At 40.6% G+C, this 21077-nt stretch carries 12 protein-coding genes; 3 read left to right on the top strand and 9 right to left on the bottom strand.

Translation table 11 applies throughout. The annotated features are described in order from the left end of the window. Window positions 1-14: 14 nt before the first annotated feature. The 4 genes from tesB to thrA all read right to left on the bottom strand — a co-directional run bounded on the left by tesB (window position 15) and on the right by thrA (window position 6032). Window positions 15-881 carry an acyl-CoA thioesterase II gene (tesB, locus tag HWV00_RS04235; protein ID WP_211684901.1) on the bottom strand — a complete coding sequence of 289 codons (867 nt, stop codon included), beginning with the start codon at window positions 879-881 and terminating at the stop codon, window positions 15-17. Between the two features lie 283 nt (window positions 882-1164). Continuing rightward, on the bottom strand, window positions 1165-2439 hold the full coding sequence (thrC, locus tag HWV00_RS04230) for a threonine synthase (protein WP_211684900.1): 1275 nt from the start codon (window positions 2437-2439) through the stop codon (window positions 1165-1167). Window positions 2440-2613: 174 nt separating this feature from the next. Then, entirely contained in the window at window positions 2614-3570 is a 957-nt protein-coding gene (gene thrB, locus HWV00_RS04225; protein ID WP_211684899.1) for a homoserine kinase, read from the bottom strand. 2 nt (window positions 3571-3572) lie between these two features. Then, window positions 3573-6032: a bifunctional aspartate kinase/homoserine dehydrogenase I gene (gene thrA / locus HWV00_RS04220; RefSeq protein WP_211684898.1), complete on the bottom strand. Its 2460-nt coding sequence runs from the start codon at window positions 6030-6032 to the stop codon at window positions 3573-3575. A 330-nt stretch (window positions 6033-6362) separates the two neighbouring features. Between thrA and aceK the strand changes: the two genes are divergently transcribed. After that, entirely contained in the window at window positions 6363-8084 is a 1722-nt protein-coding gene (aceK, locus tag HWV00_RS04215; protein WP_211684897.1) for a bifunctional isocitrate dehydrogenase kinase/phosphatase, read from the top strand. A 120-nt stretch (window positions 8085-8204) separates the two neighbouring features. Here aceK and HWV00_RS04210 read toward each other — a convergent pair whose 3' ends face one another. Beyond that, a complete protein-coding gene (locus tag HWV00_RS04210) occupies window positions 8205-8684 on the bottom strand; it encodes a putative 4-hydroxy-4-methyl-2-oxoglutarate aldolase (RefSeq protein ID WP_211684896.1) in 480 nt (159 codons plus the stop codon). A gap of 871 nt (window positions 8685-9555) precedes the next feature. On the opposite strand from HWV00_RS04210, the gene arcA reads away from it, so the two are divergent. Next, window positions 9556-10272 (top strand): two-component system response regulator ArcA, encoded by a 717-nt coding sequence (gene arcA, locus HWV00_RS04205; RefSeq protein ID WP_211684895.1) that lies wholly within the window; start codon window positions 9556-9558, stop codon window positions 10270-10272. A 112-nt stretch (window positions 10273-10384) separates the two neighbouring features. On the opposite strand, the gene HWV00_RS04200 is transcribed toward arcA, so the two are convergent. Both HWV00_RS04200 and purL read right to left on the bottom strand, forming a co-directional pair. Then, window positions 10385-11266 (bottom strand): chemotaxis protein, encoded by an 882-nt coding sequence (locus HWV00_RS04200; RefSeq protein WP_211684894.1) that lies wholly within the window; start codon window positions 11264-11266, stop codon window positions 10385-10387. 217 nt (window positions 11267-11483) lie between these two features. After that, entirely contained in the window at window positions 11484-15377 is a 3894-nt protein-coding gene (gene purL / locus HWV00_RS04195; RefSeq protein ID WP_211684893.1) for a phosphoribosylformylglycinamidine synthase, read from the bottom strand. Between the two features lie 288 nt (window positions 15378-15665). On the opposite strand from purL, the gene mltF reads away from it, so the two are divergent. After that, entirely contained in the window at window positions 15666-17135 is a 1470-nt protein-coding gene (mltF, locus tag HWV00_RS04190; RefSeq protein ID WP_211684892.1) for a membrane-bound lytic murein transglycosylase MltF, read from the top strand. A 291-nt stretch (window positions 17136-17426) separates the two neighbouring features. Here mltF and tadA read toward each other — a convergent pair whose 3' ends face one another. Then, window positions 17427-17972, bottom strand: coding sequence for a tRNA adenosine(34) deaminase TadA (gene tadA, locus HWV00_RS04185; RefSeq protein ID WP_211686329.1), 546 nt, complete (start codon window positions 17970-17972; stop codon window positions 17427-17429). Window positions 17973-18091: 119 nt separating this feature from the next. Next, window positions 18092-20887, bottom strand: coding sequence for an ImpA family metalloprotease (locus HWV00_RS04180; RefSeq protein WP_255554906.1), 2796 nt, complete (start codon window positions 20885-20887; stop codon window positions 18092-18094). Window positions 20888-21077 lie beyond the last annotated feature (190 nt).

The raw sequence follows: 21077 nt of genomic DNA, 5'->3' as shown, positions 1-21077 counted from the left end.
AATTAAGTACGTAATTAAGCGATCTCGCGGTTACGAATTAACCCTTCTTGCATTGTGGTTGCGACCATTTTGCCATCTCGGGTGAAAAAACGACCACGAACCAAGCCACGAGAACCAGACGCACTTGAACTATCAACAGCATATAATAACCAATCATCCATGCGGAAATCACGGTGAAACCACATTGAATGGTCGATTGTAACCACTTGCATATTGGGACTCATAAAGCCTTTGCCGTGTGGCTGCAATGCTGTTGGCAAGAAACAGAAGTCAGATGCATAGGCAAGCAAGTATTTATGAATACGTGCATCATCCGGCATTTGACCATTAGCTTTAAACCAAATGTAACGCTCTGGCGCAGATTTCTTTTCATTAAGTGGATCAAGATAATGCACAGGGCGCATTTCAATTGGTCTTTCACACACAAACTTCGCACAAATGTCATCAGGCAGTTCATCACGCAATGACAAAACATGATCTTGTTCTGACATTAACTCTTCTGGTGGTGGCACATCAGGCATCTGATCTTGATGATCGTAACCATCGCGCTCAATTTGAAAAGAAGCGGTCATGTAGAAAATAGATTTACCATTTTGAATCGCACGAACACGACGCGTCGTAATCGAACCGCCATCACGAATACTCTCAACATCATAGATGATGGGTTTTTTCACATCACCAGCACGCAAAAAATATGAATGGAAAGAATGTACCTTACGATCAGCTGAAACTGTTTCTTTTGCTGCCGATAATGCTTGGCCCATGACTTGACCACCAAACACAGCACCAAAACCTAAATCTTGGCTTTGACCACGATAAATACCCTCTTCGATTGTTTCTAATGTTAACTGTCCAAGAAGATCTTTTAATACCTTACCCATAAATGCCTTATTTTGAATTCAGCTTGATTTAAACTACAAAAATGTAACGCTACCCCTGTTATCAAAGATATTCAAGCGCTAATTATTGGTATTGCAGTACATCCTTTACATATTTTTTTAATACATTTGTGTTTGAATCGCATTCATACGCATTTGTAATCTTAAATTGAACACGTTAATGACCTTAAATAAAGGCAAAAAAAAACCCTGTTTTAGTGCCATCAATAATGACATTAAAACAAGGTAAACCCACTAATGTGAGAACACACAACTTAAAGCTAGACTACGCCATTAAAAATGCACGCAATGCCGCAAAATCATTTGCCATATCAACAGATAAGTTTGGTTTATCAGCACAATCAGCCAATTCTTTTGGTAAACCGATGTCGTGACCAAGAATATCTTCAACAGATTCTTTGAACTTCGCAGGGTGCGCAGTACATAAGAATAAACCGAATTCATCATCACTTAATTGTGCATTAAGACGATCATAAGCAATCGCACCATGCGGTTCGCATAAGTAACCTTGATCAGATAACGCAACCACCGCACTTTTTGTATCGTCATCAGATAAGAAGTCAGATGCGAGCTCTGATAAATCCCAGCCTTTAACACGCGCGAGTTCTTCGATACGTGGCCAGTTACTTGGTACGCTCACATCCATCGCATTTGATAACGTTGCTTGTGTTGCTTTTGGATCCCACTCACCGCTTTGTAAATAACGCGGCACAGTATCATTGATATTCGTCGCAGCAATAAAGCGTTTAACTGGTAAACCTAATGCTTTAGCCAATAGACCCGCAGTTAAATTACCGAAATTACCACTTGGTACTGATACCACAGTTTGTGCACGTTGTGCTTTTGGTAATTGTGCGAATGCTTCGAAGTAATAACAGATTTGTGCCATAAGGCGGCTGATATTAATTGAGTTCGCCGAGTTAAGGCCAATTGCTTGACGCAGTTCTGCATCATCAAAAGATTGTTTCATTAACGCTTGGCAAGCATCAAAGTCACCATCGACAGCGATCGTGCGGATGTTGCCACCTAAGGTGCAGAACATCTGCTCTTGTAAGAAGCTGATCTTACCTTTTGGATACATGACTACAACTTCGATATTTTCAATGCCGTAGAAAGCATGTGCAACCGCAGCGCCAGTATCACCAGACGTTGCAGTTAAAATTGTAATTTTCTCACCCGATGTCAGACGAGATAGACATTGCGCCATGAAGCGGCCACCAAAGTCTTTAAATGCTAATGTTGGACCGTGGAATAATTCTAATGCGCTGATCTTGTCATTTACTTTCACGACAGGCGCAGGGAAGTTAAACGCACCCTCAACAATCTCATGTAATACTTGTTCACTAAATTCATCACCAATCAGTGATTGTAAAATAACACGACTACGATCGACTAGGTTCATCTCTAGTAACGCATCAATATCGTCAATCGGGTTAATTTCTGTTGGAAAGAACAAGCCTTGATTTTTACCCATGCCTTGTTTTACAGCTTGTGAAAAGCTTACTGTCTCTGCGTGATCTTTAATGCTATATAATTTCATTGTTGTTCATTCCCTAAAACATCATTTGTGCTACCTGCATGATAATCTTGATAACCATGTCCTTGACAACTAAGCCCTGAACATAAGTAGAGCATATAGCCCTTATTACTCGGATTCAATAGAAAATCATGCAGTACTTACTTGTTTATTACAGCGCTTCGTTACGACCTTTTATTACAATTCAGTGCCAACAATACGGGCACCTTCTTTATCCAGTTTACAGATATGGCTGAAACCATCACCGTTTTGAATAAAGTTAGCGTCTAACCACGCTTGTAGTTTTTCCGCTTGTGCTAAATCAGTCATAACGTTAAATACCGTTGGACCCGATCCAGAGATACCCGTCGCCAATGCACCGAGATCTTTTGCATATTCACGCACTTCATCAAACTTTGGAATAAGCTGAGCACGGTATGGTTCAGCAATCACGTCTTTCAACATTGCAGCCGCTAAATCTTCTTGTTTGCTATAACAAGCGTGGATAAAACCAGCAAGGTTGCGTCCATACGTTAAGCAATCAGCACGGCTGTATTCTTTCGGTAAAATGTCACGTGCAGCAGCGGTAGAAATACTGATACCCGGATAAGCAACAACCCAATACCATTCATCAAAACAAGGCACTGCTTGGCTCACAACGCCATTGGCTTCAAGCATCAACTGCAATCCACCTAAGGCACACGGTGCGACATTATCATAATGTACACTACCGCTGATCTGCCCTTCTAACTCGCCCATTAACAACACCATTTCGTTGTCATCAAGTTCGTTATCATGAAAGGCGTTTAACGCTTCTAGGCCAGCAACAATCGACGCCGCACTCGAACCGAGTCCACTACCGATTGGCAGGTTTTTTTCTAATTCCATAACCAGTGATTTTATTTTTAAACCACGTTTTTCTAATGCTTTTCCATAACCTAAAAAGCAATCGTAAATAATATTTTCACGGAAATCATCTGGTAATTTATGTGCAAAACGACCACTTGATGTTAAGTCAAAGTCGCCATCTGTAGCAGCGATATAAACACGATCACCCACCAAGGTGCCATCAATAGGTGCTAACGCAGCACCCAACACATCAAAACCGACACTTACGTTACCGATCGAAGCCGGTGCATATGCAACAAGACTCATGACTAAACCTCCTGCTTCCAGTTAAGTGTACGTAATACATCAGCAAATACGCCTGCTGCAGTCACTTCTGAACCTGCACCATAACCACGTAATACCATTGGGATTGGCTGATAATAACGACTGTAAAATGCTAAAGCATTCTCGCCATCTTTTACTTTGTTTAGCGGATCAGAGGCTGGTACAGCTGCGATTGATACTTTACATTTACCGTCTTCAATTTGGCCGATGTAACGTAACACTTTATCTTCAGCAGCAGCGGTCGCTTGCAGGTCTGCAAAATAAGCATCTGCTTTTGGCAAGTTAACCATAAACTCTTCATTCGTGCCCGTTGCATCAAAGCCAGCAGGAATTGCTTCTTCAACTTCAACTTGGTCTAACGTTAAGTCCATGCCCGCTTCACGTGCAATAATTAACAGTTTACGAGCGATATCCATGCCGCTTAAATCTTCACGCGGATCCGGTTCGGTAAAGCCATTATCACGCGCTTGCGCTGTTGCTTCAGAGAAACTCATACCTTCATCTAGCTTACCGAAGATGTATGACATAGAGCCTGATAAAATACCGTTAAAGCGTTCTAGTTGATCGCCTGCACTTAGTAGGTTCTGTAAATTTTCGATAACAGGTAGACCAGCGCCAACGTTAGTATCATATAAGAAACGACGACGTGTTTTTAACGCTGTTAAACGTAACTCGTGGTAGTAATCCATGCTCATTGTATTGGCTTTCTTATTCGCCGCAACAACGTGGAAACCACTACCAAGGAAGTCAACATACTGGCTTGCAAGATTATCGTTGCTTGTACAGTCAACAATCACAGGGTTAATGATGTGGCTGTTTTTAACTAAGTCTTCAAGCACTGTTAATGAGAATGCAGTATCACTCGCAGCAAGATCATCTGCCCAGTTTGTTAATGACAGACCTTCTGAATCTAACAACATCTGACGGCTATTGGCGATACCGCACACGCGGATCTCAATTTGACGTTCTGCTAAGAATTCTTTTTGACGTTTAATTTGTTCTACTAATGCCGCACCGACACCACCACAACCTAATAAGAACAGGTCGATGTATTGTTGTTTACCAAAGAAGATATTGTGTGATGCTTTAATGGCTTCATTTGCTTTGCTTTCGTCAATAACCGCAGAGATTGAACGCTCTGATGAGCCTTGTGCAATGGCAACAAGGTTGACCGATGCTTGTGCTAATGCAGTGAAGAAGCGTGCAGCAATACCATTGGCTTTGCGCATACCATCACCAACCAGTGACACAATCGCTAAACCATCACGCATTTCGATTGGTTCAAGCAACTGGTTACTGATCTCTAAATTGAATTCATTATTCAATGCCAGTTTCGCTTTACCTGCATCATAGCTGTGGATACAGAAACTCACGCTGTATTCAGATGATGATTGCGTAATCAAAGCAATTGATACACCCGCACGCGATACCGTTTCAAATATACGGCCAGCCATGCCAACCATACCCTTCATACCAGGGCCTGATACGTTAATCATCGTCATGCCACTTAGCTCTGATAATGATTTCACTTCAGCTTGCGTTTTTGACATTAAGCCACCGATTAACGTGCCTTCGCCTTCTGGATTTTTAGTATTCTTAATCAAACAAGGAATGTGATGCTGAGCAATCGGTGCAATTGTTTTTGGGTGCAATACTTTCGCGCCAAAATAAGACAATTCCATTGCTTCAGGGTAGCTCAATGTTTTAAGTAACTTCGCATCTTTTACTAGGCGAGGATCACATGCATAAACACCGTCTACATCGGTCCAAATTTCACAACAATCAGCATACAAACAAGCTGCAAGTACTGCCGCTGAATAATCTGAACCGTTACGGCCAAGTACTACCGTATTACCTTGTTCGTCACCCGCGGTGAAACCAGGCATTAAATAGATATGATCTGCTTTAATTGGGTCTTGTTCGAAACGAGCACGTGATGCATCAATATCAACAGATGCTTCTAATACGCTACCTTGTCCAACAAGCTTGTCTTGCGGAATAATCACTTCAACTTTAAAGCCTCGCGCTAATAACAGTTGCTCCATGCAAGCAATACTTAGCTTTTCACCTGTGCTTAAAATTTTAGCTTCAATATTCTCAGGGCACTGTGATAACAATTTAACGCCATGTAAGTATTCTCTTAATGTCGCTAATGATGTTGCAACCTGCGTTAATGCCAGTTCGTCATTGAAGTTGGTATATTGTACTTTTAAGCCCGTGATTAACGCCTTAAAAATACTGTCGATTTCTTCAAGTGATGACTCTGCATCAAGGCCACGAACCGTTTGTTGTACAGCCGCAACCAAGTTATTAGTCACTTTTGCTGGTGCAGATAACACGAGTGCAACTTGTGATTGCTCGATGTTACTGACTGATATATCCGCTGCACAGGCAAATCGTTCAGCATTTGCTAACGACGTACCGCCAAATTTTAAAACTCGCATCCTTTGCTCCTTGTTGATACAAAAAAGCCCGTTCCTAAATGGTAACGGGCTTTTTTATCATTACTGTCTTAGCCCTACGTGTCATCCCACCGTTGTAATAACAGTGTTAATAATCGTGGTGGTAATGAACGCTAAGCAATAAGTCATAATATTATTTATATAATCGTTAATAATTTCAATACCTATAGCAATATCAAAAAATACGACGTTAATCAAGTTTAAAATAGAATTAGTTGTTTAACTCTACCTCGCTAAATCGGCGTAAAGATGTTGAAATAATGTAAAAAGGTTGCGATATTGAGCCATGTCTGAAGTTCAAGGATTTGTCGAATGGAAAAAGTGTTAGAAGCCCAAATCGCGGGTTCATTATTAGAATCATTTGATGCTTTTTATAGCCGGTTTTTAGAAGTTACGCGTGGCGCAAAATTACGTTTTGAAAACGCAGATTGGCACGGCGTCCAAATAGCAGCAAAAAAACGTATCAGCCTTTATGATTATCACGTCGGTAAAACCGCACAAAAAATGCAAGATATTGCCGCTGAAACAGAAGCAAATCAGGTATTTTTACAAGGTATTAAGCGCGAGTACGAAGCACTGTTGCAGCATTATCCCAATTTTGAGATTGCAGAAAGTTTCTTTAATTCCGTTTATCGCCGAGTGTTCAAACACACGAATATATATAAAGACCAATTATTTATTACCAATGCGAATCGTGTTCGCGATCCTGCCTATCCCAATAATTTTTATCGCAGCTATACGCGCGGTGGGAACTTCTCTGTTATCTTACGTAAAATCATTTCGGGTTATACATTTACTGCTCGCTGGGAGAACTTGGAACGAGATCTCGAAAATGTAGTGAGTTATCTTAATGAACATGCGCCAAAGCAACTCACCGATGCAAAACACATCGAAGTACATATGCTTAACGAGGTTTTTTACCGGAACAAAGGGGCTTACCTCATGGGTAAGATCTTTGCTGATGGGCAAATGTATCCACTGGTATTCCCGATTTTAAATAATGAAGAAAACGAGATCTATTTAGATACGGTGATTTTTGAAAAAGAAGAAACCAGTATTCTATTTGGTTTTGCCCGAGCCTACTTTTTTGTTTATGCACCTGAGCCTGGCGCTATCGTTCAATTTTTAAAACCTATGATCCCGAATAAAACTAACTTTGAGATTTATTCAGCGATTGGTTGTCAAAAGCACGCGAAGACCGAACTATTCCGCCACTATATAAAACACTTAGATAACTCTGACGATGAGTTTATTATTGCTCCGGGTATTAAAGGCATGGTGATGAGTGTATTTACCCTGCCTTCTTATGATGTGGTATTTAAGATCATTAAAGATAAGTTTGCACCACCAAAACAAATCGACCATGCAACGGTAAAAGAAAAATACCAGATCGTAAAATCTCATGATCGTGTCGGTCGTATGGCAGATACACAACAGTTCAAAAACTTTGCATTTCCCAAAGAGCGTTTTAGCCAAGACTTGCTTGATGAGTTATTAGCAGTTGCACCGTCAATCGTGAAGTTAACCAACAGTAAAGTCGTGATCAAGCATCTTTATATAGAACGTAAAATGATCCCACTCAACATGTATCTTGAACAAGCAAATGAAGAAGAGCTTGATAACGCGATTGATGAATATGGTAATGCCATCAAACAATTGGCGGCTGCGGATATTTTTCCCGGTGATATGCTGTTTAAAAACTTCGGAGTAACCCGACATAATCGTGTTATTTTCTACGATTATGATGAGATCTCATATATGCATGAGGTTAATTTCCGCTACATTCCAGCGCCCCGCTACCCTGAAGATATGATGATGGCGGAACCTTGGTATGCAGTTGCGCCTAATGATGTATTTCCTGAAGAGTTTGAAACCTTCTTATTATCGCGACCTGAGATTAATAAGCTGTTTAAAAAGTATCATTCAGATTTACTTGATGCAGATTATTGGAAGAGTTTGCAAAATAACATTAGTCGAGGTCAATACAGTGATGTATTCCCTTATCGTCGCGCACGACGCTTTGAACGAGATTAGTCGCCGTTAATATGCAATAACAATTAACGAAGACGTAAATACAATGGGGTGAATCAAATCGCCCCATTATTAATCATCACCGTAAAGAAGGCCCCTAATAAATCTATACGTACAAAAACGCTAGATTAAGGCTTCTTTAGCGACAACTACACCGTTTAAATCCGCATAAATGTAATCACCGTCAGCAATATTCACACCCGCGAACTGTAAATCAATGCCGCTATCACCGAGCCCCCGCTTTTCTGTTTTTACAGGACAAGCTGTTATCGCTTTTACACCGAGTTTGAGTGTATTAATTGTCGCAACATCACGAATAGCACCATAAATAACAAAGCCAGCCCAACCATTACTGACTGCATTTTCGGCAATCATATCACCCAGCAACGCCCGTCGTGTTGAACCACCACCGTCAACGACCATCACCCGACCATCACCCGGAGTGCCAGCCAATTCTTTAACTAACGAGTTATCTTCAAAACATTTCACCGTCACTGCGCGGCCACTAAAAATAGTCGCGTCACCATAACTTTGAAAAAGCGGGTCCATTACAGACAATTCATTAAAATGCTGATCACAGAGATCAGGGAGTAGGTCTAACATAGTCCATCCTTAGAGTAGTCATTATGTTCACGAACAATCGAGTAACAATGCCGTAAGATTCTTAATCACAACGATATTTGTTATCGCCTCTAACATATTAACGCAGATCAAATATTTCAATCTATAATTAATTAACAAAGTAAATACATTAATAGTGATGTTTCAATAAAACTTACCAATTTGTAATTTGATTACACTTTTATGGATACAAGTTCTGCGCCATAGCAGTTGATGCTTAATTAACTGATATAAGCGACTTAAATAACTAACCTCACGTTAGATTCAACTAAATAGACTCACTGGATAGACAGAATAAGGACCATTCCCTATAAAAAACACGGTTATTCTGTACTGAAAATACCGAATTAATAAGATTTTAAAAAATAAATTTTATCTTTAATCCCTTATATAACGCGTGCAAATTAACAAATATGAACTAAATATAACCTTAACAAATCAAATTTAAAACAATATAAAAGATAAGGAATAAATACATAACACGCTGTTTTATATAACTTAAAGTGTTAACTCAAGGTTTTATTGTACCACTAAGTATAAGTTGTAAATAATTGAAATCTTGTTTATATTACTAAAAACTAACCAATGAGAGTTATTTGATAAATATCAAATCATGTTGAGTTATTACGTAACATAATTACATTAGGTTGTTATACTGCTGTTAATAACATATAATCCTATAGTTAAGGAAGCCGTAAAACTAGATATCCTGCCGCTGTCAGCTGTTTTAGATAAATAGTCTTATATTTCATGGATGTATTACTCTTACTCCCGAATCCATTGATATCGCATTTAAATTAATCATATCAATAATCTGGGCACTATTTGATCCAAAGCGAAACTAGGTACGTTTATGCAAACCCCAAACATTCTTATCGTAGAAGATGAACTCGTTACACGTAACACCCTAAAAAGCATCTTCGAAGCTGAAGGTTATTCAGTACATGAAGCAAGTAACGGCGATGAAATGTATGAGATCATTACCAATAACCCTATCAGCTTGGTAATCATGGATATTAACCTTCCAGGTAAAAATGGCTTACTGTTAGCACGTGAACTACGTGACCAACACAATGTAGCATTAATGTTTTTAACTGGTCGCGACAATGAAGTTGACAAGATTTTAGGTCTAGAAATTGGTGCTGACGATTACATTACTAAGCCATTTAACCCGCGTGAATTAACTATTCGTGCGCGTAACCTACTAGGCCGTACTTTTACAAAGATCCCTGTAGCTGACGAAGAAAAAGCAATTGTTGAAGAGTATGAATTCAATGGTTGGCGTTTAAATATCAACAGCCGTTCTTTAATTAGTCCGCTGGATGATTCATTTAAACTGCCACGTAGTGAATTCCGTGCAATGCTACACTTCGTAGAAAACCCAGGTAAAATTCAAACACGTGCAATGTTATTGAAGAAAATGACTGGCCGTGAGCTAAAACCACACGATCGTACTGTAGATGTAACGATTCGTCGTATCCGTAAGCATTTCGAAAGCATTGCTGATACGCCAGAAATCATTGCAACAATCCACGGTGAAGGTTACCGTTTTTGTGGTGAATTAAGCTAAGTAATTATATTACTGGTGATGCATTAACGTGCAACGAATAATAAAAAAGCGCTAATTAATTAGCGCTTTTTTTGTGTCTAAAATCTTTCATCTAAAATAAATAACATTCCGATTACTCGACTTTGTCTCGTCCTTTAACGCCACGCAGAATAGCTTGTAATAACTCACTTGCATCAAACTTCGTTAACGCTTCATCTGCACCAATTTGCTGTGCACGTTCAGTGCTGATCTCACTCGATAGTGACGTATGCAAAATGATATAAGTGGCTGAAACATTCGGTGTACTACGTACTTCAAATGCAACTTCATAACCGTCTAATCCCGGCATCTCAATATCACTCACCAATACATCAATTGGTTTACCAGACTCGACTGCCGACTGCATCACTGTTAATGCATCTTGGCCATTCTTAGAGACTTGGTAATGAATACCTGCCGCATCTAACGCGCCACCCAGTTGATTACGAGCAACCATTGAATCATCAACAACGAGGATCTCTTTCGTGCGCAGTTCTTCAAGTTCAAGATCGGTAAACTGAGGCAGTTCAACTTCATCATCTGGATAAATATCAGCGAGCAAGCGCTCAACGTCCATGAGTTGAACTAACTGCTCATCAACATGCATGACGCCTGTGGTATATATATTCGCTCCCAGCGTCGCACTTGGCGCTGAAATATCTTTCCAATCACAATTCATAATCTTGTCGATGTGACGAACCAAGAAACCCACAATTTGACGACTACAATCCGTGATAATGATATTACACGAAGCATACTCTTCTTTACTCACTGCACGGTAACCGACGGCTCTAGCCATATCAATAATAGGGATAGTTCGACCACGTAGTGTTGCCGCGCCCATCACCATAGGGTGAGAACCAGGTAACGAGTAGAGTCGTGTAGAAGGCACAATTTCTTGTACTTTTAATGTACCGATTGCAAATTTTTGCTGGAGGTTCAATTTAAATAATAATAAACCTTGTGACTGACTCATTACCCTTCCTACTCATTAATTAATATATTATTAGACGATGGGACTATAACATAATTAAGCATTTATATTGTTTTACATACCAAATATAAACTTAAGAACCTTAGTATACACAATCAGTAACCCAAAAATAGAGAGGTTGAAGACAAAAAAAGGCCGCAATAATTACGACCTTTCATTCATCAATACGTCAACAGCGTGACGAGTTACCTAAGTACGATTAACCTAAGTTCACTCGTGCGTTGCGGAACATACGCATCCAAGGGCTATCTTCACCCCATTCTTCTGGATGCCATGAGTTGCTCACACTACGGAATACACGTTCCGGGTGTGGCATCATGATAGTTACGCGACCATCTGTTGTCGTTAGACCCGTAATACCTAATGGCGAACCATTTGGATTAGATGGGTATTGAGTCGTCGGTTGACCGTAGTTATCAACGAAGTTAAGCGCAACTGTACCACTGTTTTGCAGTGCTTGCAGATGTGCATCATCGCGTAATTCAATACGACCTTCACCGTGAGATACAGCGATAGGCATTCTTGAACCAGCCATGTCACCTAAGAATATTGACGGATTTTTCGGTACTTCAACCAAGCTGAAACGTGCTTCAAAACGTTCTGATTGGTTAGTCACGAAACGTGGCCATAATTCTGAACCTGGGATAAGTTCACCCAAGTTAGATAACATCTGACAACCATTACATACACCCAGTGAGAAACTGTCTTCACGTTCGAAGAAAGCAGCAAACTGATCACGCGCTTGTGGGTTAAACAAGATTGACTTAGCCCAACCTTCACCTGCACCCAGTACGTCACCGTAAGAGAAACCACCACAAGCAACTAAGCCCGCGAAGTCTTCTAGGTTAACGCGACCGCTAAGAATATCACTCATGTGAATATCTTGAGCAGCGAAACCTGCACGATCAAATGCAGCAGCCATTTCCGTTTGCGAGTTTACACCCTGCTCACGTAAGATTGCCATTTTAGGTTGAACACCCGTTGCGATGTAAGGAGCCGCAATATCGTGGTTCACATCGAAGCTTAAGTTAACGTTTAGACCAGGGTCTTTCACATCAAGTTTAAGGTCGAACTCTTCTTGAGCACAACTTGGGTTGTCACGTAGCGCTTGCATTTTCAGCGTTGTTTCTGCCCACATAGCACGGTAATGAGTACGCGTTTCCGCTAATACATTTTCACCGTTACGCGTGAAGCGAATCATGTCATCTTCATTTGTAGAACCAATCACATGACAACATGCAGCTAGACCGTGGCCTGCTAATGTTGTTAGTACTTGTTCTTTTAATGCTGAAGATACTTGAATAACGGCACCTAACTCTTCAGAGTAAAGTGCAGCAAGATCATCATTACCTAACATATCAAGTTCAACATCAACACCACAGTGACCAGCAAATGCCATCTCTGTTACTGTTGAGAATAAACCACCGTCACTACGGTCATGATAAGCCAGTAAAGATTGCTCTTTCACGAGTACTTGCATCGCATCGAAGAAGCCTTTCAACTGCTCAGCGCTATCTACATCTGGCGTCTGTTGACCCAGTTGCTTGTATACTTGTGCTAATGAAGATGCACCCAGACGGTTTTGACCATTACCTAAATCGATAAGGATAAGGTCTGTCGCGCCTTTGTCAGTGCGTAACTGTGGAGTAACTGTTTTACGTACGTCAGTCACACGACCGAATGCAGTAATAATCAGTGATAATGGCGAAGTAACTTCTTTGTTTTCACCTTCATCTTCCCAGCGTGTCTTCATTGACATTGAATCTTTACCGACTGGAATAGTCAGGTTCAATTCAGGACAAAGTTCTTCACCAACGGCTTTAACCGCTGCATATAAACCAGCATCTTCACCTGGGTGACCAGCTGCAGACATCCAGTTAGCAGAAAGGTTGATGCGAGTTAAATCACCAATCTCTGTTGCTGCGATATTTGTTAATGCTTCAGCAACCGCCATACGGCTAGATGCAGGGAAGTTTAACAATGCTAATGGCGTACGTTCACCGATAGCCATTGCTTCACCAGCGTAAGTATCAAAACTTGCTGCTGTTACTGCGCAATCGGCTACAGGAACCTGCCAAGGACCAACCATTTGATCACGTGCAACTAAACCCGTTACCGAGCGGTCACCAATCGTAATCAAGAATGTTTTTTCAGCAATTGCAGGTAAACGTAATAAACGTTCAGCGGCATCTTTCACCGTTACACCAGTAAAGTCTAATGCTTCACCTTCTGTAACAAGTGTTGTAGCTTCACGGTGCATTTTAGGTGCTTTACCTAATAATACTTCCATTGGCATATCAATTGGCGTTTCGTCTAATAACGAATCCGTTACTGATAAATGCAACTCTTCAGTCGCAACACCAACCACTGAGAATGGCGTACGTTCACGTTTACAAATAGCTTCGAATGTTGCCATGTTTTCTGGCGCAACAGCCATAACGTAACGTTCTTGTGATTCATTACACCAAATTTCAAGCGGTGACATGCCTGGTTCATCGTTGTTAATATCACGTAATTCAAACTGAGCACCACGACCACCGTCATGTACTAGTTCAGGGAATGCGTTTGATAAACCACCCGCGCCCACATCGTGAATGAAAGCAATTGGATTGTCTTCACCCATCTGCCAACAACGGTCGATAACTTCCTGACAACGACGTTCCATTTCTGGATTTTCACGTTGTACAGAAGCAAAATCTAAATCTTCGTGTGATTGACCTGAGTCCATTGATGAAGCAGCACTGCCACCTAAACCAATGTTCATTGCAGGACCACCTAGTGCGATTAATTTCGCGCCAACTGGGATATCACCTTTTTGAACGTGCTGGTCACGGATATTACCTAGACCACCAGCAAGCATAATTGGCTTGTGGTAACCACGTACTTCCACACCATTATGGCTGTTAACTTCAGCTTCATAAGTACGGAAATAACCTAATAGGTTAGGACGACCAAATTCGTTATTAAATGCAGCGCCACCCAAAGGACCTTCTAGCATAATGTCTAATGCACTAACGATACGACCTGGTTTACCAAAGTCGGTTTCCCACGGCTGTTCAAATGCTGGAATACGTAAGTTAGATACCGAAAAGCCTACTAAACCTGCTTTTGGTTTCGAACCACGACCCGTTGCGCCTTCATCACGGATCTCACCACCAGAACCTGTCGCGGCACCAGGCCAAGGAGAGATTGCAGTTGGGTGATTATGCGTTTCCACTTTCATCAGAATTTGAATATCTTCTTGGTGATATTCGTACTGTTGAGTTTGTGGATCAGGGAAGAAACGGCCGGCTTTTGAACCTTCCATTACAGATGCATTATCTTTATACGCAGATAAAACATGATCACCCGTTTGTTCAAAGGTGTTCTTGATCATCTTGAATAATGATTTATCTTGGTCTTGGCCATCAATAGTCCAATCCGCATTAAAAATCTTATGACGACAATGCTCTGAGTTTGCTTGGGCAAACATCATTAATTCGATATCATTTGGATTACGATTTAACTGAGTAAAGCTCGCAATCAAATAATCAATCTCATCTTCAGCCAATGCTAAACCTAGTTTAACGTTCGCTGCTTCAAGTGCTTCTCGACCGCCTTCTAAAATATCAACAGACTTTAATGGACGCGCTTGTGCTTGCACAAATAACTGCTCTGCTGCATCTAAACGATCAAACACAGTTTCCATCATACGGTCGTGCACAAGTGTTGCTGCAGTTTGTAGTTGGGCTGGTGTTAGAGGAGTAGTTGAAGAGATGTAGTACGCGATACCACGTTCAAGACGTTTTACGTTAGAAAGACCGCAGTTGATTGCGATGTCGGTAGATTTTGAAGACCAAGGAGAGATAGTGCCGGGGCGAGGAGTGACGAGAAGGAGAGTTCCTTCGGGAGCGTGCTCTGCAATTCTTGGCCCGTAGGTCAACAATTTTTCCAGGACACTCCGTTCATTGTCACTGAGCGGGGTAGTTACATCAACAAAATGGATGTACTCCGCGTAAATTGTTATATCCGATAATCCTACATCATTACATCGTTCGACTAGCTTGCTAGTACGAAACTCAGAAAGCGCTGGCGCTCCTCGCATTATATGCATTAACTTTTTCTCACTAAAAGGGTTACTGGGGAAAAATCCCGAGTATTATATGCAAATTATGACAATAACGATAGCGTTACATGAACAACAAGTTAATTTACTAATAACTTTTTTTTATCTTTAGCCGATAACATCGTTAACACTATTGATAACATTGTTATTTAACATAGACATAAGTACTGTTTTTTTGTACAGTTAATTATCATTAAGTATTGTGTAATCACAACTAAAACGCTATAAAGATAGATCCAATATATATATTTATACTTTCATACTAGAGGTTATTACTTGCAGGTATTTTTCGCACGCTTTCAATTTTTTTTAAAAGCCAGCTTAGTTATTACGCTAAGCCTGGTTGTGTCTGGCTGCATCCAAGAAAAAGATGACCGAACCCAGTTAGAAAAAATACAAGACAAAGGCGAACTACACGTAAAAACCATCTACGGCCCTGCTAACTACTACCTTGAGGGTAACAAACCCACGGGGCTAGAGTATGAATTATTAAAACAGTTTAGTGATTACCTCGGTGTCAAATTAGTGCTTCACCCGCATCATTCTCTTAAAAATATGCTTGAAGCAGAAAGTACGGAAGATAAACCAATTGCATTATCTGCCGCCGGTTTAACACGTACCGAAAAACGCTTAACCGAATATCGAATGGGTCCAAGCTACTATCAAGTAAAACAATTACTCATTTATCGTAAAGGCAGTTTAAGACCGCGTAATTTACAGCAAGTAGTCGATCCTATTTATGTGGTAAAAAGTTCAAGCCATGAAGAGTACGTGCAAAAGCTGCAACGTGATTACCCAGAATTGAATCTGACTTACAAAACCTTACCTGACGAAGATATTTTATTCAGTAATTTAGAAGCAGGTAATATCAAGCTTGCGATTGCCGATGATACGTCATTATCTCAACATCAATATTATTACCCACACTTAAACAAAGCGTTTGTATTAGAAGATGATCTCGATGTGGTTTGGTTAATGGATAAAAACAACGATGATTCGTTAGCCAATGCTGTACTCGCCTTCTTCACCTTGCAACAAGTCACCGGAACAATGGAACAGCTGCAAGAGAAATATTTTGGCCACATTGATACATTTGATTTTGTTGATACACGTACATTCTTACGTCGTGTTGACTCTCAACTGCCTAAGTATGAAGGGCTGTTCCGTCAATATGCTGGAGAGTTAGACTGGCGTTTACTGGCTGCAGTCAGTTACCAAGAGTCCCACTGGAATCCAAAAGCCCGCTCTCCCACTGGTGTACGCGGTATGATGATGCTGACTTGGCCAACAGCCAGAGAATTTGGTGTGACCTCTCGTATTGATGCCGAACAAAGTGTTCGAGCTGGATCAGCCTACTTAGCAAAATTAATTAATCGTTTACCCGATACAATTTCTGAGCATGAAAAGCCTTGGTTTGCATTAGCCGCCTATAATATAGGTTATAGCCACCTTATCGATGCAAGGAAAATCACCGAAAAGCTAGGTGGTAATGAAAACAGTTGGGCTGAAGTAAAAGAGATTATCCCTCTACTGCAAAAGCCTAAATGGTATAAATATACGCGATTTGGTTATGCTCGAGGAAACGAGGCGGTTAAGTATGTGAGTAACATTCGTAAGTATTACGATAGCTTACGTTGGTTTGATGACCAAATTAATATGACTGAGCAAGTCGCGCGTGATGTCAGCTTTGAAGTTTCAACGAAGACAGAACAAATGCTAGACACCAAAGAGGTAGAACAACAGTAACCGTGTGTCACATTATGTATATAAAACTGACATAAAAGTTTCATGTGCATATTATTTATATTACTGTAATGTTAATGAAAATAAAGATTACGATAAAAAATACGCCTAGGACTAGGCAGAGAAACTTAAGGATAACAAGATGCTAAAGAAAAGAGCAAGATTAAAAATAAAAACACCGAGACGCCAAATATCACGTTCAAGAACAAATCGATCGCTATTCAATCGTCAGCGAGCATTCTTTTTACAAAATGAATGCCCAACTGAATATAGCGCGCTACTACCTATACTAAGCTAACCTTTCTGTAATAACTTCAGGGCTTTTTTCTCTTTCCGGCGACGCTTAAAGAATTGACTCAATAAAGCACCGGTCTCAGTAGCAAAAACCCCTGAACGCACATCAATTTGATGATTCAACTGTGGATGTGCGACCAAATTAAATACCGACCCCGCCGCACCTGTTTTTAAATCTACCGCACCGTAAACCAAACGCTTCACTCGACTATGCACCATTGCACCTGCACACATAGAGCAAGGTTCTAACGTCACATACAAGGTCGCGTCAATAAGTCGGTAGTTTTCCACTGCTTTACCCGCTTCACGTAATGCCATTATTTCGGCATGTGCTGTCGCGTCATGTAAATTAATCGATTGATTCCAACCTTCACCAATAATTTCGCCGTCGAGTACAATCACAGCACCGACAGGTACCTCATCAATTGCTTCCGCTTTCCCTGCTAACATCATCGCGTGTTGCATCCATCGCTCATCCGCTTCGATCTGCTCGGGACTAAGGGCTAAGTGAATATCTAAATCGGATAAAGGGCTACTATTTTCCATGACGGTTTCAGTAGTGGTTACAAGGGTGGCTTTGGTAATGTCTTCAGTCATGACTATCTACAATGCAGTGTAATTTATAGAGATAATAGCATAAATCACACCGCATCAAAGAGATGAGATTAGTAAGGCCACACCATATCAGCACTCAGCGCTATTTTCGGTTGTGCTAAGTCCATACAATAGCCACCATTATTGTCTGAGGCGTAGAAACTCAACGGTAGTTTATCTGTGTGCGTTGCAGCGAGCTGCGCCTTGGCTTTATCGTCTATAGCAAGGCCCCACATAGTACTGAAGTCAACGACATCACGTTCAATCGCCGTTGATATGGCAATCGCTAACCATTCATTCTTGCCGATTGATTTCGCTTCTGACTGACTATATTGACTGAAGCCAAGTACATCACGCGCAGCTAACCAAGTTGTCTCTTTCTTCACTGCAGTCGTAAAATTACGATCCAGTACGTGCAATCGAGCAATCAAATGCCAGCCAGTCGTCAGCGTACCTTCATTTTGTGCGCCCATCATTGCTTGGATCATAATCATGGCACCATTCGACCAACTGTTTAAGGCTAAATCCTGCATATATTGGTATGAATCAACTCCCTGCTGTTTACTCGCCTTTAAATGGTTAAACATCGTTTCAAACTTCAGCTTTTGACAAGTAGGCGCATTACCCGTTTTTTTATAGTTCATGAACTTAGTGAAGTAAGAGTAATAATTGGTGGTTGAATGTGAATCCCAACCCGTGAACCGAAAACGGCCACTTTCCTGTGTATGGCCAATCTCATGTAAGTCACCGTGGCCTAATGGATTAAACTGCCAATTCGCATCGTAAGGGTTACCCGAGCACCCCGAACCGCAAGTTGCGCGATCTGCATTAAAGTGATGAATTTGATCTTTATATGCAAGTGCTAACCCTTTCGCATTGGCAAAATTAACAACTTCGCTTAACTCTTCAATATTCGGACCTTCAAAACCACCCAATGCTTTTTCATAACCGTGAGTATATTTTTGAGTCGTTGATGCCAACAGGGATAAATCAGACCAAGTTGGGTCACTCATCGTCTTTAACATTTTACTGCGGGTTGAATGCACTTGAAAATTAGCGGTAATAAACTCAGCCCAGTCATATTGATTGGCAGCTAATTGCTGTACAAATGATTCACTATCACTGTCATTACGCCATACTGGATGTAACCCGACATTGGCAAAGATAAAATTAACCTGCGCAGTTGGGTCTTGCGCCTCAACATTTGTTTTAGTATCAAAACCAACTTGCAATAGGCCCCCGTAGGCAGATGTCAGTGTCAACGTTTCTCCAGATGCAATACTGTAAGCCTGAGATTTAATGAACTTTGGACGGCTATAGCCATCTTTTAGTAAAAACTCATGAGTTGAACCACTACGTAGCGTATTAATAAAAATACTGGTATTAACGTCAAGGCTATCATTACGGCTGATCGTCACCGTTTTCCCCGGCAACATGTAAACACCTGCGGCTTGAAAAGCACCACGTGTCGTTAAACTTATTTGCTTATCCACTGGTGTTATATGTGAAAAATCACTACGACTAAAATTACCTAAATCAGCTTGCGCGGCATTAATAAGACGGTTGTTAAATAACACGTAATCGCTGAATAATGAGCGTAAGAATACGTTAGCATTCGTATCTGCTCTATTCATGGGGAATACGGTATCTTGGCGATATTTATCTGCGAGTAATATCTGTAGTTTTTGATATTTAAAATCGTCTGTCGTAAACAACGCTTTTTTACTTTTATCAAAACTATCTATTTTGGCTTTAATACTGCTTGCCGCTTGATAAAACTGTTCATCCATCAGTGACTCTGGTTCACACTTATGATCATCACATAGCGATAAATCAACAGTAAAGCTATTCGTATCCAGACGATTGAATAACGCTATTTGTTTCTCAATATCAGCAGGTATCGTTTGGTAAGTATCCATAACATTAAAGGCGTTAGTACCAAACTTTCGCCAATAGTTATCGCCTATATAGGTAATATTCAGTAACTCAAATAACGCTTTTCCTAATGGTTTAAGGTTACCGTCGTGATGAACATATAATACAGGTGTACCCTGTGCGAGTAACGTCTCTACTTGAGCGACATAATCCTCTACTTGCTCGTCAGTTAGTGACCCCATATACTGCGACAGAATAACTAAATCAGTCTCTTCTGTAATACAACTCGCCAATGTTGGTCCATCACAGGATTGCCCAGCATTATAAGTCACCTTATCTGGATACTGTTCATCAAACCATTTACGCGTCAGCGTTCTATCTTTAAAATAATAGGAATCATCTAGTTGAGACATCACAATATTAAGCGGTGTATCTGACGAAAAATCATCACGTTGAGATAACCAACTCACGGTGTTTTTTAGCCATGATTCCATCTCTGTATTCAGTGCATTTTCATTTCTCCCCACATTACGAAACGGATTTGAATTTAATGCTAAGTAACGACCTTGCTGTTTATATTGTCCTGCAATTGCGACAGGTAAAGCTTCAGGGGTTCGGCTGCCATCATCATTTTCGGGAATAATCGCGTTCGACTCAATAACAGAGTAATTAACGCCATAGGTATTTTTAAATGCTGCGGCATCATGGGTTGGCCACCACGTTAAATTCGTCAATGAATCGCCATTCACGACGCCATTAGGAATATTAAACAGGGCTTGTTTTATGGCCTGCTCCGCTTGCAATTCTTGATTAACAATACTGTTCATTTCAAGCACGATAGATGAAGCATCATCAATATAGCTAACATCAGCCGTTGCTAGCGCTTGCTCAATTGCCGTCGGCGGAATAGGTGCATTTTCTTCACCTGAGTCAGAGTTACAACCGGCCACTAAAGTAAAAACAAATCCCATACATACTTTCGAATAATTCAATCTGAATCCCTTCCTATCCATTTAAAACGTGCTTATTCCCATATTAATCACACTCGCGGCAGTCAAAATAACAATGTTGATATTGATATTTAACAAAGCAGCCAGAAAAATGTAAATCAATAATAAACAGTCGGTTACACCATAAATACTCGTAACACAATAAAGCATTAATAACCTTAATTATACATAA

The sequence above is a fragment of the Moritella sp. 24 genome, from assembly GCF_018219155.1.
In the GTDB taxonomy this organism is placed as follows: Bacteria; Pseudomonadota; Gammaproteobacteria; order Enterobacterales; family Moritellaceae; genus Moritella.
This window is presented reverse-complemented; position numbering and strand designations above follow the sequence as displayed.

Bases quoted from the DNA above. Each gene is read 5' to 3' on its own strand.
- tesB (WP_211684901.1), bottom strand. From the start codon at position 881: ATGGGTAAGGTATTAAAAGATCTTCTTGGACAGTTAACATTAGAAACA.
- thrC (WP_211684900.1), bottom strand. From the start codon at position 2,439: ATGAAATTATATAGCATTAAAGATCACGCAGAGACAGTAAGCTTTTCA.
- thrB (WP_211684899.1), bottom strand. From the start codon at position 3,570: ATGAGTCTTGTTGCATATGCACCGGCTTCGATCGGTAACGTAAGTGTC.
- thrA (WP_211684898.1), bottom strand. From the start codon at position 6,032: ATGCGAGTTTTAAAATTTGGCGGTACGTCGTTAGCAAATGCTGAACGA.
- aceK (WP_211684897.1), top strand. From the start codon at position 6,363: ATGGAAAAAGTGTTAGAAGCCCAAATCGCGGGTTCATTATTAGAATCA.
- HWV00_RS04210 (WP_211684896.1), bottom strand. From the start codon at position 8,684: ATGTTAGACCTACTCCCTGATCTCTGTGATCAGCATTTTAATGAATTG.
- arcA (WP_211684895.1), top strand. From the start codon at position 9,556: ATGCAAACCCCAAACATTCTTATCGTAGAAGATGAACTCGTTACACGT.
- HWV00_RS04200 (WP_211684894.1), bottom strand. From the start codon at position 11,266: ATGAGTCAGTCACAAGGTTTATTATTATTTAAATTGAACCTCCAGCAA.
- purL (WP_211684893.1), bottom strand. From the start codon at position 15,377: ATGCATATAATGCGAGGAGCGCCAGCGCTTTCTGAGTTTCGTACTAGC.
- tadA (WP_211686329.1), bottom strand. From the start codon at position 17,972: ATGGAAAATAGTAGCCCTTTATCCGATTTAGATATTCACTTAGCCCTT.